14 protein-coding genes are annotated in these 14,708 nt (G+C 63.0%); 10 read left to right on the top strand and 4 right to left on the bottom strand.

Annotated elements, in window-relative coordinates; all coding sequences use genetic code 11:
* Positions 1-99: 99 nt before the first annotated feature.
* The 3 genes from QRN25_RS08790 (at position 100) to QRN25_RS08780 (ending at position 3,901) form a co-directional block, all read left to right on the top strand.
* Positions 100-1,083: a YihY/virulence factor BrkB family protein gene (locus QRN25_RS08790; protein WP_285018803.1), complete on the top strand. Its 984-nt coding sequence runs from the start codon at positions 100-102 to the stop codon at positions 1,081-1,083.
* 188 nt (positions 1,084-1,271) lie between these two features.
* Positions 1,272-2,663: a Na+/H+ antiporter NhaA gene (gene nhaA / locus QRN25_RS08785; RefSeq protein ID WP_285018801.1), complete on the top strand. Its 1,392-nt coding sequence runs from the start codon at positions 1,272-1,274 to the stop codon at positions 2,661-2,663.
* Positions 2,664-2,920: 257 nt separating this feature from the next.
* A complete protein-coding gene (locus QRN25_RS08780; RefSeq protein ID WP_285018799.1) occupies positions 2,921-3,901 on the top strand; it encodes a BON domain-containing protein in 981 nt (326 codons plus the stop codon).
* Between the two features lie 893 nt (positions 3,902-4,794).
* Here the strand turns inward: QRN25_RS08780 and QRN25_RS08775 are convergent.
* Together QRN25_RS08775 and gst are read right to left on the bottom strand one after the other, a co-directional pair.
* Positions 4,795-6,321, bottom strand: a complete 1,527-nt coding sequence (locus QRN25_RS08775; RefSeq protein WP_285018797.1) for a catalase — start codon at positions 6,319-6,321, stop codon at positions 4,795-4,797.
* Positions 6,322-6,394: 73 nt separating this feature from the next.
* Complete coding sequence (gst, locus tag QRN25_RS08770) at positions 6,395-7,093, bottom strand: glutathione transferase, Atu5508 family (RefSeq protein ID WP_285018795.1); 699 nt, start codon at positions 7,091-7,093, stop codon at positions 6,395-6,397.
* A 154-nt stretch (positions 7,094-7,247) separates the two neighbouring features.
* Between gst and QRN25_RS08765 the strand changes: the two genes are divergently transcribed.
* Genes QRN25_RS08765 through gstA form a run of 3 tightly spaced genes read left to right on the top strand, consistent with a single transcriptional unit; the run spans position 7,248 to position 9,171 of the window.
* The gene (locus tag QRN25_RS08765; RefSeq protein WP_285018793.1) at positions 7,248-7,670 is read left to right on the top strand and encodes an SRPBCC family protein; all 423 of its coding nucleotides are present in this window, start codon (positions 7,248-7,250) and stop codon (positions 7,668-7,670) included.
* The gene (locus QRN25_RS08760; RefSeq protein WP_285018791.1) at positions 7,667-8,584 is read left to right on the top strand and encodes a formate/nitrite transporter family protein; all 918 of its coding nucleotides are present in this window, start codon (positions 7,667-7,669) and stop codon (positions 8,582-8,584) included. Before QRN25_RS08765 ends, QRN25_RS08760 begins: the two co-directional genes overlap by 4 nt.
* A complete protein-coding gene (gstA, locus tag QRN25_RS08755) occupies positions 8,581-9,171 on the top strand; it encodes a glutathione transferase GstA (RefSeq protein WP_285018789.1) in 591 nt (196 codons plus the stop codon). Before QRN25_RS08760 ends, gstA begins: the two co-directional genes overlap by 4 nt.
* On the opposite strand, the gene QRN25_RS08750 is transcribed toward gstA, so the two are convergent.
* Positions 9,098-9,793: an oxidoreductase dimerization domain-containing protein gene (locus QRN25_RS08750; RefSeq protein WP_285018788.1), complete on the bottom strand. Its 696-nt coding sequence runs from the start codon at positions 9,791-9,793 to the stop codon at positions 9,098-9,100. The genes gstA and QRN25_RS08750 overlap by 74 nt on opposite strands.
* Positions 9,794-9,803: 10 nt before the next feature.
* A complete protein-coding gene (locus QRN25_RS08745; RefSeq protein WP_285018786.1) occupies positions 9,804-10,259 on the bottom strand; it encodes a DoxX family protein in 456 nt (151 codons plus the stop codon).
* Positions 10,260-10,434: 175 nt separating this feature from the next.
* Between QRN25_RS08745 and QRN25_RS08740 the strand changes: the two genes are divergently transcribed.
* The 4 genes from QRN25_RS08740 to QRN25_RS08725 all read left to right on the top strand — a co-directional run bounded on the left by QRN25_RS08740 (position 10,435) and on the right by QRN25_RS08725 (position 14,433).
* Entirely contained in the window at positions 10,435-11,106 is a 672-nt protein-coding gene (locus QRN25_RS08740) for a murein L,D-transpeptidase catalytic domain family protein (RefSeq protein ID WP_285018881.1), read from the top strand.
* Between the two features lie 79 nt (positions 11,107-11,185).
* Positions 11,186-12,631, top strand: coding sequence for a L,D-transpeptidase family protein (locus QRN25_RS08735; RefSeq protein ID WP_285018784.1), 1,446 nt, complete (start codon positions 11,186-11,188; stop codon positions 12,629-12,631).
* 72 nt (positions 12,632-12,703) lie between these two features.
* Complete coding sequence (locus tag QRN25_RS08730; protein ID WP_330704918.1) at positions 12,704-13,138, top strand: DUF2231 domain-containing protein; 435 nt, start codon at positions 12,704-12,706, stop codon at positions 13,136-13,138.
* Entirely contained in the window at positions 13,135-14,433 is a 1,299-nt protein-coding gene (locus QRN25_RS08725; RefSeq protein WP_285018781.1) for a PQQ-dependent sugar dehydrogenase, read from the top strand. Before QRN25_RS08730 ends, QRN25_RS08725 begins: the two co-directional genes overlap by 4 nt.
* Positions 14,434-14,708: the final 275 nt, after the last annotated feature.

The following is a 14,708-nucleotide window of genomic DNA, read 5'->3' as shown; positions in this document are numbered from 1 at the left end:
TCCCGGCGTTTGCGCGGCGTTTTCCCGGGATTGCGACAAACCGGCGAACTCTTTGCGAACGCGCGACGTTACATCTCCCGACTGCAGCATGAGGGGCCAATGAACACAGCTGACACATCCATCTCCGACCAGCACGGAGCCGATGCGAAGACGCCGGCGCAGTACGGCGCCGCGGCATGGAAGGATATCGCGAGGCGTGTCTGGACAAACAGCGGCCGGCACAATCTCAATCTGCTTTCCGCGGCGGTCGCTTTCTATGCGTTCCTGTCATTCGTGCCACTGCTTGGTGCAGTCGTGATGACCTATGGGCTGATCGCGGATCCGGCCACGGTCGCCAAGCACATGGCGACGATCATCGACCTCGTTCCTGCCGACGCCGCCCACCTCATCTACGACCAGCTCACGAGCCTCACCCTGGCGGCGGCCGACAAGAAGGGGCTTGGCCTTGCGGTTGCGCTCCTCATCTCGATCTACGGCGCTTCAAGAGCATCGGGCGCCATGATCGGATCGCTGAACATCGTATTCGAGCAGCAGGATCACCGCTCGTTCGCGCGCGGCACCATTCTTGCCCTCGCACTTGCCGCATCGGCGGTCGTGGTCGGCATCGTCGGGCTGGTTGCGGCCTCGATGCTCAGCCTCGCGGGCAACCTCATCGCCGATCTCGGCCCGATCGGCGCCCCGTTGATCCAGGCAGCGACCTGGGTCGTCGCCGCGGGCCTGTGCAGCATCGCCATCGGCGGGATGTACCGCTTTGCGCCAGACCGCGCCGATGCGCGCTGGCAGTGGCTGACCACCGGGTCCCTGATGGCGACGGCGCTATGGCTGGTCGCCACCGTCGGCTTTGGTCTCTATGCCTCGTCGCTGGGCAATTACGACACCACTTACGGTTCGCTGGGCGCCGTGGTCGTGCTGCTGATGTGGCTTTATGTCTCGGCCTATGCAGTGCTGCTTGGCGGTTTGGTCAATGCCGAGACGGAACGACAGACCGCCCGAGACACGACCACAGGCCCGGAACTGCCAATCGGCTCACGCGGGGCAACGATGGCAGACACCAGCGCCGCGCTGTCACCGAACGAGAACTGAGAGCGGTTACAGGTCGAAACCGGGGGCGCGCTTCACGAAGCCCGCTGCGAGCCTGCGCTGGAACGCTCGGCCCCTCCGCTGGTTGGCTCCTGCATGCCCAGAAAGAATTGCCAGCGTCCCGACCTGCATTTCACCCGATCGGAACGCGCGTCGTTGCCAGCCTGCCCGGCGTATCGCCAGAATCCCTCATGGCGATAAGGCCGCGCATCGCCGGGCGCGAACATGCCCGCGCTGGCACATCACCGATCTCGCGGGCCTTCTTGAAGAGGGTGGCGCCGCTTTTCGCCGGCAACGAGATTTCCGGCGGGCCGATGCTGCTGGCAACGTTCGTCGCCCTTGTCCTGAGCAGTTCACCTCTCGCGTCAGGCTGGGAGGATTTCTGGGGCCTTTCGCTGGAGATCAGTCTGGGCTCGCATTCCCTCTCTCACTCCCTGGCAGCGTGGATCGACCACGCGCTCCTGCCTCTGTTCTTCGTCATCATCGGCACGGACATGAAACGCGAGGTCGTCACGGGCGAACTCTCGCGCTGGCGTTCGGCCGCTTTTCCGCTGCTGGGGGCAATCGGCGGCATGGTGGTGCCGGTGGGACTCTTCCTGGTCATTGCCGGACAAGGCCCGGAAGCGGCGGGATGGGGAACGGTCGTCGTCACCGACACCGCATTTGGCCTCGCCCTGCTGGCAATCTTCTCCGACCGGTTCCCAGCCGGTCTTCGTGCCCTTCTGCTGGCGTTTGCCGCCATAGACGACGTCGGCGGACTGCTGGTCATCGCCGGCGCCTATACCCGGCACATCGAAATCGTCGGCCTCGTCGTGGCGGCAGTATCGTTCGGCGTCATGCTGCTGCTGCGCAAGCTGCGCTGGTTTTCCTCCTTCCCTTACGTGTTGCTGTCGATAGCAACCTGGGGCGGGATATTCGCATCCGGCATTCATGCCACGATTGCCGGCGTCGTCATCGGTTTTGTCGCACCGGTCCGCCCGAGGCTGGACAAGGATGCCTTTTCACGCGGAGTGCAACGCAAGGTCGATGATTTCCAGGATGCCTACCGGCAGCTGCGCCAGGCCGATGGCGACGATCGCACAGACCGCGCTGCCCATCATGAGGTTGAGGCCCACCTTGGATACCTCGACGAGATGACGGCGGCTACAGAAGTCACCGGCGATCGTCTCGTCGGGGTCCTGACCCCCTGGGTCAGCTATTTCGTCCTGCCGCTGTTTGTACTGAGCAATGTCCATGTGGCAATCACCCCTGATGCTCTTGCCGGCGCAGTGGCATCGCCCCTCGCCCCGGCGGTCGTCGCCGCTCTGGTTCTTGGCAAACCGATCGGCTTTCTGTTTGCTTCGTGGCTTGGAACCCGGACCGGAATTGCCCGTCTGCCGAGCGGCGTGACATGGCGCATGGTTCTCGCAATGAGCAGCCTTGCCGGTATCGGTTTCACGATATCCCTGTTCATAGCCGACCTTGCATTCGCGGACAGTAGACTGGTCGAGCAGGCATCGCTCGGGACGTTGGCTGCGTCGGCAGTGGCTGGTCTTGCAGGCTATGTCTTCCTTCGGTTTGCAGGTGATCGCCCGAAGATGTGATCCGAAAAAATGGCGCTGAATTCGCCGCTGCCAGCAATCTTCGACCGTAGAAAATCGGCCGACCGGCACGCATGCCCGGAATGAGAGCTTCTGCCCGAGGCCGAGGTCCGCCGCGGGCACCGACGATGCGAGGAGCCAATGCGACGGATGCCACAATGAAGTCGTCCGGCAGTGGATCGATACCTGCGCCTTGCGTGTTTGGTCTTCATGCAGCGCGAAGGCAATCGCGCGCCGGATTGAAGTGAAGGAGAGCATCGATGAATCGCGATGAACGCAATCCCGAAAATCGCCAGGCAGGTGGCTATCGCAATCAGGACAGTTCCTGGGACATGCCGCGCCAGGCCAATCAGTGGCAGGACGAGGGCAGTCGGCAGGCCGGCGGAATGGACGATACCACGGAAGGATCTCGAGGCGCCTATGTGCCGCGTCGGGGGGAAGGCCGCGCCCGCAATCTCGACAGTCGCTACGAAGGCGGTCGCTACGAAGGCGATCCGGGGAGTTCCCGTTATGAAGAGGCACCGCGCGGCACTTTCGGACGCGACCCGCGTCTTGAAGGGCGTTACGGGTATGGCCGGGATGAAAACATCCGGCGGGGATCCTCTCCGCGCAGAAACGACTATCCAGTGCATGATTTCGATGCGAGTGGGGGCAACGACTATTCCAGCTTCACCAGCGAGGATTACGGCGGCCGCGATTTCTCGGCAGATCGCGGCGCGTTGAGTGGAGGGGCGCACCCCAGCAACAGCTATCGACCGAGTTGGGGACCAGGCAGCTGGTCCCGTCGGCACCACGATGACGACTACGGCGCATGGCGTGCCGAAGGCGAAAAGCGCGGGTTCCTGGAAAGGGCCGGCGACGAGGTGGCCAGCTGGTTCGGCGACAAGGACGCGTCGCGCCGCCGTGACATGGATCACCGGGGACGCGGCCCTTCAGATTATACCCGCTCGGACGAGCGAATTCGCGAGGATGTCAATGATGCCTTGACCCAGGACTGGCGGCTCGATGCAAGCCATGTCCGGGTTGTGGTGAAGGAGGCCGAAGTGACACTCGACGGCACGGTGTCCATACGGCAGGACAAGCGCCGCGCTGAAGATCTCGCGGAGAACGTGTGGGGCGTCAGCCACGTCCAGAACAATCTTCGCGTGACCGGGTCCACTGTGCGGCACGACCAGTCAGCCGTTGATGGCATTCCGACTACACCTTCGTCAGCAGCCACGCGGCCGACCACGACATCCTGACGGCGGAAAAATGCCAGGGGATGGAGGGGAGCCTGATGGCTCCCCTCCTTTTATCATCTGCAGGCGCCCGGGAGGCTCTCTGGCAATTCCCGCAAGGTGCGGCCTAATGCTCTTGCCCATGCTCAAGGTCGCGCTGAAGGCCGCTTTGCACGCCATTCCGCCGGTAGGACGCATCATCGGCGTCCCCCTTCCCGCGGCGGTCCGGGTCCATTCCGGCGCCCCCGGTCGCTCCCGCGTTCGGACCAGGGTTGAGGCGCTCCTCTTCCAGCGAGCGTACACCTTCGGGATCTTTGTCCCCGGGCTTCATGGCAGGATCATTTCTGGGCATGGTCAGTCTCCTTTGCTCTCCTGATTGAAGTGACTGCATCCGGCCCGCGTTTCGACTAAAGACGCCCCGCAGGCTGGCGCGTGTCGTCGCCGCGACAGGCTGCAGTTCCAGCGCGCCGACCGGCCTTCGAGGCAGGAACAAAGCGGATCGCACCGGCGTTCGCATTTGCAGAGAAAGACGACAGCCTTGGCAATTTTTGATGCCGGGAAGCTAGCAAACCGCTTTCCACCCCATCTGCTTGCGGCGATCAGCACATCCTGGAACGTGCACCGCGCGCGGATCCTTCGCACCTGCGCCAAGGAATTGCCGGTGGTCGCCTCGACCGAAGTCCACCTCAAACCCCGGTGACCATGCTGCCGCATTTATTCGGCGTACTCGTTGGGTAATGGACAATCCCCATCCGGACATCGGATTCGAGAAGACCCCGTTGCCGGGTCCGCCCGCCGAGCCATATCGTGGGGTGGTGAAAGCGTCCCGCCGCCTTGGACGCGAGAACCTCCTCGTGTCGTCACACCGGCGACACCATCCAGTGAGCCGCATCCGGTGCGGCTCACTGGATGGTACGTCAGTTTGAGGGGTTCGCGTCCCGGATCGACCTGGCCGACCCCATGCCCGCGGCCTTCGACGCTCCGCCGATTTTGCTGCGGACGCCCTCCTCGACCTTCCCGCCGGTCTCCGCGTCGATGTTGCGCCAGTATTCGAAGGCGCGCTGCAGCACCTTCTCGCTGACGCCGTCGCACAGGTGGCTAACCACGTTCTCGACGAGGCGCCCTCGCGCGGCGTCGTCCATCACTTCGCGCACCAGCGTTCCGGCCTGGCTCCAGTCATCGTCGTCGGCGCGAAGGGTGTAGGCCTCGCGCACCATCTCGCCATCGGCCTGCCAGATGCCCGCTTCGTAAGGATCGCGCTCGGCTGCCGGGCCGCCGTAGCTGTTGGGGGCATAGACGGGATCTGTCGCCTTCTCGATCCGCATCGCGCCAGCCGTCGAATAGCCGTGCACCGGCGCGACCGGCCGATTGACCGGGATCTGCTTGTAGTTGACCCCAAGCCTGGCCCGGTGGGCGTCGGCATAGGAGAAGCCGCGCGCCAGCAGCATCTTGTCGGGCGAGAGGCCGACGCCGGGCACCATGTTGTTCGGCTCGAAGGCAAGCTGTTCGATTTCGCTGTGGAAGTCGGTGGGATTGCGCGTCAGCGTCAGCGTGCCGACCTCGATCAGGGGATAGTCGGCATGGGGCCAGATCTTGGTGAGGTCGAACGGATTGATGCGGTAGGTCTTGGCGTCCTCGTAAGGCATCACCTGCCAGAAGAGCGTCCAACTGGGATGGTCGCCCTGATCGATGGCGTTGAACAGGTCGCGGCGGTGGAAGTCGCCGTCCTTGCCCGCCATCGTATCGGCGTCGGTCTGGCTGAAGTAGGCGTTGCCGTCGCCCAGGTCGGTCTTGAAGTGGAACTTGACCCAGAACTTTTCGCCCTTAGCGTTCACCAGCGAATAGGTATGGCTGGAGTAACCGTTCATCTCGCGCCAGGTCTTGGGGATGCCGCGATCGCCCATCAGGTAGGTCACCTGATGCGCGCTTTCAGGCGAGAGCGTCCAGAAGTCCCACTGCATGTCGTGATCGCGCAGGCCATTGTCGGCGCGGCGCTTCTGCGAGCGGATGAAGTGCTGGAATTTCATCGGGTCGCGGATGAAGAAGATCGGCGTGTTGTTGCCGACCATGTCGAAGTTGCCCTCTTCGGTGTAGAACTTGACCGAGAAGCCGCGCGGATCGCGCCAGGTGTCGGGGCTACCGCTCTCACCCGCGACCGTGGAGAATCGGATGGCGGTGTCGACCTTGGCACCCGGCTGGAACAACTTTGCCTTGGTGTAGGCGGTGACATCCCCGGTGGTCTCGAAGTGGCCGAAAGCGCCGCTGCCCTTGGCGTGGGGCTGGCGTTCCGGGATCCTCTCGCGATTGAAGTTGGCCATCTGCTCGATCAGGTAATGATCGTTGAGGACGATCGGGCCGTCTCGGCCGATAGTCAGCGAATGCTCGTCGCTCTGGATGGGAATGCCGGCATCGTTGGTGGTGCGCGGGGTGGACCGGTCTGTCATGGGAGCCTCTGGCTTTCTGAGTGGATGCTATCGCTACCCATGAGCCTCCCAGAGGTTCCCCAGTCGTTTTGGATCAGACCGCCACCTTGCGCAAAGACTGCTCGATCTCGCCGCCGCAATAGGAGCTGCCATATTCGTCCCGCGCCTGCTCGGCGAGACGCTTTAGTCGAGGCATCTCGGTCATGCGCCGCACCAGCGCGGCAACGTTCGGAGCTGCATCGCGGAGCAATGCCTCGATCGCGGGGAAGCGCTCCGTCATCGTCGACCACAGGACCGCGCTGACGATGTCCGCCACGCCCGGCGTGGCGGTGCCCAGCAGGGTTCCCTCCTCGTGCCTGAGCCCGCACCGAATGCCGGTCGCCTCCCAGATTTCCATCCAGCGCCTGAGACGCGGCACGAAGTCCCGCCAAGTTTCCTTCGTCCACATCTGCCGCCCCCCATCCAGCGTGATTTCGTCGAGCACATCGTTGGCGTCGTTGACGACCTTGAGCGTCCGCGCCCGTCCTTCGATCGAAGGGGGCACGAGATCCAGCTTCTCGCCCAGATAGCACGCGATCGCAGGCATTTCGGAGAGCGCAAACCCGCTCGCGTTGTCGACCAGGACGGGAGGCCCCATGAACGGGGTCGACTGCTCGGCGGGTGAACTCGCCATGAGCTGGCCGATCTCATCGCTGTCATGCTCGGTCCAGGTCTTCCCGGCGGAAGCGAGGATGCCGCGGATGAGCTGGCCGCGAAAGGGCACTGGCCAGTAGTAGAGGTCGAAGTCGGTCATCGCTTTCTCCTGCAGCATGAAGACCTCTCAATGCGCTGCGGCATGCCCGGTTTCGTGACAGCGACGAGCCGCCCTCGCCAGCGGTCACCCCGCCTTTGCCAGTGCAGAACCCTGTGCCCGTTCAAGGGTTATAGGCAGCAAAGGAACCTGCATCATGGCAACCCACGAAGCCCGCCTGATCGGTATTACGATCGACTGCCCATTTGAGGCGGCCTATGCCTTCGCTCACGTGCCGGAAAATTTCCCCGAATGGGCTGCGGGCATGTCGTCGTCGCTCCACCGGGACGGCGATGAATGGCGGGCTGACACGCCCGCCGGTGAAGCGAGGGGCCGGTTCACCCCGCCCAACGATTTCGGCGTTCTCGATCACTGGGTCATGCTGCCCGGCAAGCCGGTCATACATATCCCGCTGCGGCTGATCGAGAACGGGACAGGGACGCAGGCGGTCTTCACCCTCTATCGCCAACCGGACATGTGCGACGATGATTTTATTCGTGATGCCGCCATGGTCTGCCAGGATCTCAAGAGCCTCAAGGCACTTCTGGAACGTAGTCAGCCGGACAGGGATGCTCCATGACGAACGAGCCACGTAGCGAAGAAACGGAGCAGCCGGACAAGGCACTCGATGCGTCCGAGGCCCGGGATGTCGAGGAGCGCAAGGCCGGCTCCTCCAAGATCGTTCACGAGGTCGTGCGTTTGCAGGGAGAAGAGGAGCTCGCACGGCCCACCCTCGCCCTGACCCTGTCGGGTATCGCCGCAGGCCTTGCGATCGCTCTCTCCCTGCTGTGCGAGCTGTTCCTGCGCAGCCACCTGCCCGATACCGACTGGGCGCCGCTGATCTATTTCCTCGGCTATCCGATCGGCTATGTGATCGTGGTGATGGGCCGGCTGCAGCTCTTCACCGAAAGTACGGTGACGGCGGTGCTGCCGATCGCGACATCGCCTTCGCTGGGCAATTTCGGCCGCCTTGCCAGGCTCTGGGCCTGCGTGCTCGTGGGCAATCTGATCGGCGTCACGCTGGTGAGCGCGCTCATGGCCGGCGAAATCATCGTCACGCATGAGCAGCGAATGGTGGCCCTCGACATTCTGGGCAAGCTCGAACTCCAGCACTGGACCCGCACGCTGACGCTGGGGATACCTGCCGGCTTCATCATGGCGGCGGTCGCCTGGGTGCTGCCCAATGCCCGGGGCAGCGAATTCTGGGTCGTATTCGTGCTGACCTACGTGATCGCGCTCGGCGGCTTTGCACATGTCGTGACCGGATCGTCGCAGGCGAGCTTCCTGTGGCTCAGCGGCCGCATCAATTTCGGTGAAGCCTGGCTCGAATTCACCCTGCCGGCGCTGATCGGCAATATCGTCGGCGGCACCGGCCTGTTCGCGGTGCTGGCACATGGCCAGATGCGCAGCGATCTTGGCGCGGACGATCCGCATCCGAACCGAACCACCCAAGTTGACCGCATGGATCAGCACAAGAGAGGACCTGTCCCATGAAGCTCTACTATGCGCCGGGCGCTTGCAGCCTGGCCGACCATATCGCCATGGCCGAAGCCGGCTTGCCCTTCACCCTGGAAAAGGTCGATCTGGAGGAAAAGCGCACCGAGACCGGCAGCGACTACGCCACCATAAATCCCAAGGGCTACGTTCCCGCGCTTGCCCTCGGCGATGGCACCATCCTCACCGAAAACATCGCCATCCTTAGCTATCTTGCGGACCAATCCGAGAAGATCGCGGCGTCACCGGATAACCGCTGGAAATTGCTGGAGACGATCGCCTTCATCTCGACCGAAGTGCACAAGGGCTTCAAGCCGTTCTTCATACCGGACAGCACCGATGAAGCGAAGAAGGCAGCAGGAGGCAATCTGGCCAGGCGCTTCGCTTACCTCGAGGCACAGCTGGCTGAACGCGACTACATCGTCGGCGACAGCTTCACTTCGGCAGACTGCTACCTCTTCGTCATGCTGATGTGGGCGCAGAAGAAGGCCAGGCTGTCTCTGCCGGATGCCCTCACCCGCTATTTTGACCGGCTGACCCAGCGCCCGTCGATACGCCAAGCTCTGTCAGAGGAGGGTCTGGACTAGCTCGCCCTCGAGCCCCTGCGAGAAACCCGTCGTCGCGCTCCATGCCGACGGGCCCGCCGGTCCGCGAACAGATCTCGCGCAGCGCGGGCTTGAGACCTTCCTCGAAGGTGGGGTGATAGAACGGAAGGGGCGGTATCTCGCTCGCCGTCAGGTCCCGGTCGATCGCCATGACGAGGAAATGCGCCATGTGCTCGGCTGCCGGCGTCGCCAGCACGGCACCGATTAGTTTCCCGTTCGCCGAATCGGCATGGAGGCGTGGCAGTCCGCGGTTCACACCTTCGACCTTTGCCCGCCCCTGATCCTCGTAGGACGCGCTTGCGATCACGCTGTCCTTTCCATCGAGCTCGCCGATGTTCGCCAGCGCAGGATCGGTGAAGATGATCGAGAAGGGGACCATGCGCCGGCCGGTTATCATTTCCGGGAAACAGGCGGCATTGCGCCCCGCGAGCGTCCCTTCCGCCTGCGCCTCGTGCAGCACGGGACGCGAATGGTCTGCATCGCCGGCCATGAAGATCGGCGCATCGCCGCACTGCAAGGTCGCAGGGGATATTTGCCGTAGGGGGATGCTCCCTCTGTTGCCGGTCTCCTCCCCAAACAGCATGCCGAGAATCTGTTCCCGCACCCGCCTGTCTTCAGCGGTGGGGCCGGCCAAATGGCCAGTCGATGATATGTCCTGCCCACAGGATAGCCCAGATCAGCATGGGCTGGAAAACCAGTCTAGGGCCATGATACCACCAGGAAAGGTGAACGCCCGCGACCGGATTGTCATGCAGCGCGTGATTGAAGTTCGCCGGCCACACGCACAAGGCATAAGCCGCCAAGGCTATGGAGGCGCCCCGATACGCCCCCGGCGACCAGCGCTTCGGAACGAGCAGACCAGCTGCGCCGGCGATTTCGCACCATCCCGTTGCCCATACCACGAAGTCCGGTAGGGGCACCCAGCGCGGTGTGATCGCCACAAACCCGTCTGGGGCGGTAATGTGTTTGTATCCGGAAAAAACAAAGACAAGCGCGAACAGCCATCGCAGCAAGCTTCGCGCGAACGGAAATAGCCAAGGCGAAGTCGGTTCGCAAATATGCTGGTTCATGATCATTCTCATTTCGCGGGAACGCTGGCCTGCAGCATTTCCCATCCATCCTCGCAGTATGTACAAAAATGACCACATGACTATGATTTAATTGAAAATTCCTCTTCAATTCGATGTCGATCATCCCCAAGTGTTGGCCATGCCCCAGCATGATATCATTATGAATCGCAGGGCGATGATGCTTGCCGGTGCCGCAGTTGCGGTCGCTTCATGCTCGCGCTCCTCTTCGCCCCTGCGTTCGACTTCGCCGCTTGCCGCTCCGGTACTTCCGAAGTCCGCAGGCCCTGCCAGCGTTCCGGCAATGGTGCGTAACGACGGACCGCGCGCAGCGTTCTCGACCGTCAATCCCCCGCTTCTGCGCAAGGCTCTTGCGTCCCTTGATCGGCATGGAGACCGGATCAGGCGGCGCGACCGGATCGCGATCGTGGACTTTTCCGCGCCGTCGTCGAACGCGCGAATGCATTTTCTCGACGTGGAAGACGGCAAGGCCATTCGCCTGCTCGTCGCGCATGGATCGGGTTCCGATCCGCATCACACCGGATACCTTGAACGCTTCTCCAACGCGTTTGGATCGAACGCATCAAGCGAAGGGGCATATCTGACCGATGACTACTACGTCGGCAAACATGGCCGTTCGCAGCGGCTGATCGGGCTCGACGCCACCAACAACAATGCGCTTGAACGCGCCGTCGTCGTGCACAGCGCGTGGTACGCAAATGACGACATGATCAAGGCGCATGGCAAGCTCGGCCGCAGTCAGGGTTGCTTCGCGGTGGGGGAGAACAAGCTCGATGACGTCTTCTCGTTCCTCGGCAAGGGGCGGATGATCTTCGCGGCAAGAAGCTGAATCCGGGCCTAAAAATCAGACGGTGAGCAACGTCCAGCATGCCTGTCGGTTGTACCTGGGGTCATCCAAGGAGATCCATGTGCGCAATCGGTTGATCGTTTCCCCGTTGCTTGCCGTGACTGTTGCACTCACAGCGTGCGGGTCCGGCTCCGAGACGCCCGACGCGCCTGCGCCGGCCGTGAGCATCACTGAAGTTCATTGGAACGACGCGGCGGTGCGCGACCTGCGCGCTGCGATTGACAGCCGGGCAACGCATGGCCTCAATCACATGAATTTTGTGGTCGATGGCCAACCCGGCAATGCCGACGGCGATCGCGCGCTGACCGAAAGTGCCTTGCGCTACGCATCGGCGCTGGCGCGCGGTGCCAGCGACCCTAAGAAACTTTACGATATCTATTCCGTGCCGAGGCCTGATCCGAACCTCCTGCCCGGCCTTGCCAAAGCTTTGAAGGGCGGTGACCTCAAGGACTGGCTGGACGGTCTCGCACCCCGGGATGACGGCTACCAGCGCCTTTCGAAAGCCTACCTCTCGCTTCGTGGCAGCAAGGATGCGCCCGCCCCGGCCATCGCACAGGACAGCGAGCCCCTGAAGCCTGGCGACAGCGATCGGCGCGTGCCGCAAATCGCCCGCCAGCTCGCGGCCTCCGACTATCTTGATGGCAAAGATGCGCAAGGCGACCGCTATTCCCCGGCCATGATGAAGGCCGTGCAGCGCATGCAGGCGGACTACGGCATCAAGCCCGACGGCGTCATCGGCAAGGATGCGCTGGAAATCCTCAACCTCTCCGATGCGGACAAGGCACGGGCAATTGCAGTCGCGATGGAGCGCATGCGCTGGCTGCAGCGCGATCCGCCCAAGACCCGCATCGACGTCAATGTCGCTGCGGGGCGCCTGATCTATTGGCGCGACGGCAAGATGGTCGATACGCGCAAGGTCGTCGTCGGGAAGCCGGAGAACCAGACCCCGCAGCTGGGTTCGCCGATCTATCGTCTCGTCGCCAATCCGACCTGGACTGTCCCGCGCTCGATCCAGAGCAAGGAGATCGCCGGCAAGGGCAGCGCCTATCTGCGCCGCAACAACATGGCGTGGAAGGACGGCTGGGTGGTACAGCAGCCCGGCCCCAGGAACTCGCTGGGCCTCGTCAAGTTCGACATGAAGAACGAGCATCAGATCTACCTGCACGACACTCCCGCCAAGCAGCTGTTCCAGGAAGTGCAGCGCCAGCGCAGCCACGGCTGCGTGCGCGTGGAGGATGCCATGGGCTTTGCGGAAATGCTGGCAAAGGATGAAGGCGTGCTCGACGAATGGCACCGTGCCCGCGCCACCGGCAAGGAAACCTTCGTGCCGCTGCCACGCGAAATTCCAGTTCGTCTTCTCTATGACACAGTCCTTTTCGGCGAAGATGGTGAGCCGGTCATCCGCTCCGACCCCTATGGTCGCAACGAGAGCGTGGCGACCGCACTGGGCTTCGCGGCAGGAAACAGTCACCCTTTGCACGCCAATGGCGGCGACGTCGGGCCGTAAGGCAGGGATCGGACCCATCGGCAACCCTTCGCCGATCGGCGCATTTGCTGTTCTTACCTTCCCGACAAAGCGTTGAAGGAATTCGACCTGCCCTCAGCCAATCCCAGCGCAGCGCTGATAGCGCTGCACCCGCTTCATGCGATCCTGCTCGCTTTCCCGGTGTCGATGTTCCCGGGCGCTCTGCTGGCGGACATCACATATCTCAACAGCTCGGAAATGCAGTGGTCGAACTTTGCATCCTGGCTGATCGCCGGAGCGCTGGTGTTTACCGGCCTTGCCCTGGCCTGGGCGTTGATCGGCATGCTTGCGCGCCGGGCGGGAAGAGGTTGGCTCTGTGCGATCCTGGCGCTGCTATTCGTCGTCGGTCTCGTCAATGCGTTCCAGCATAGCCATGACGGGTGGAGTTCGGTCGGCACGACCGGTCTTGCCCTCTCCGTCATTTCCACGGTGCTGGCGCTGGCAGCGGGATGGATTGGCTACACCGTTTCCCGCGAGGTGCGAGCATGAACCGCGTTGTCCTTTCCGCCCTGAGCCTCGCCGCGCCGCTCGCCCTTGCCGCTTGCGACAAGGCGCAAGATCTCGATCAGACCGGCCCGCGGCCGGCGCTCCCCGAGCAGAACCAGACCCTTCTTCCGCCGATGAAGATCGCCAGCCCCGCAGGCTGGAACGGCGCGATGCCCAACGTGCCCAAGGGCTTTGCCATTTCGCCCATCGCCACCGGCCTCAAGGTTCCCCGCCAGACGCTCGTCCTTCCCAACGGCGACATTCTGGTTTCCGAAGGACTTGGCGGCAGCGCGCCGAAACTGCGCCCCAAGGACGTCATCGCAGGCTATATCAAGAGCCTTGGCAAGAGCGGCACGAAGGGCGGCGACCGTATCACCTTGCTGCGCGACCGCGATGGCGACGGAAAGTATGAACTCCAGACCGTTCTCATCGACAAGCTGAACGCGCCTTATGGCATGGCGCTTGTGGGATCTGAGCTCTACATCGCAGATCAGGACGCCCTGCTCCGCTTCCCCTATCGCGGCGGAGAAACGCGCATCGATGCGCCCGGCGAAGTCGTAACCAAGCTGCCTGCCAATCCCAACCATCACTGGACAAAATCTCTGGCGGCGAGCGCCGAGGGCTCTCGCCTTTACGTCGGCATCGGCTCGAACAGCAACATTGGCGAGCGCGGCATGGCCGTCGAGCAAGATCGCGCAGTCGTCTGGGAAATCGACCGCGAAAGCGGGGAGCATCGCACGTACGCCTCGGGCATCCGCAATCCGACGGCTCTGGCGATCAATCCGGCAACGCAGGCCCTCTGGGCCGTCGCCAACGAGCGCGACGAGCTGGGCGCGGACCTCGTGCCGGACTATCTGACCTCGGTGAAGCCGGGGGCATTCTATGGCTGGCCTTACAGCTACTACGGCGGTCACGTCGATCCGCGCGTCCATCCTCAGAAGCCTGACATGGTCCGCAAGGCGATTGCCCCTGACTATGCCCTGGGCTCACACGTCGCAGCGCTTGGCCTTACGTTCCTTACCGGCGGCGGCTTTGGCGGAAATTATGCCGATGGCGCATTCGTGGGCGAGCACGGAAGCTGGAACCGTCGCCAGTTGGCAGGCTACAAGGTTGTATGGATTCCCTTCACCAATGGCTGGCCCTCGGGCAAGCCCCGCGACTTCGTGACAGGGTTCATCGGGCCCGAGGGGAAGGCGCGTGGACGCCCGGTCGGCGTCACGTACGATCCCGAGCGCCGGGCGCTGCTGATCGCCGACGACCTTTCGAACACCGTATGGCAAGTCACCCCTGCACGCTAAGCGCTCTGCCTTTATTCTGACTGCATGTGGCTGAACGGTGCCTCGATTTCGGCTCCGAGGCACCCTTGGTGCATAGCGCAAATCAACTTGGCCACCACCAAGCAGACCAATGGAAGTGGGACGCAAACCGAATCCCGTGTGCCCGGGTTCGGATACTGAGGGGCCGCCCACCTCCAGCCACAACGTTTGGGTACCCGATCATTTAATCGCCCGACCGTGGCAAAGCGCAATGCCTATCGAATCGCTCATCGCTGCCATGAAACTTCGGATAGGCG

It is taken from the genome of Novosphingobium sp. fls2-241-R2A-195 (assembly GCF_030209485.1).
Lineage (GTDB): Bacteria > Pseudomonadota > Alphaproteobacteria > Sphingomonadales > Sphingomonadaceae > Novosphingobium > Novosphingobium resinovorum.
The sequence above is the reverse complement of the archived record's forward strand: the minus strand, read 5'-3'. Positions and strand labels throughout refer to the sequence as shown.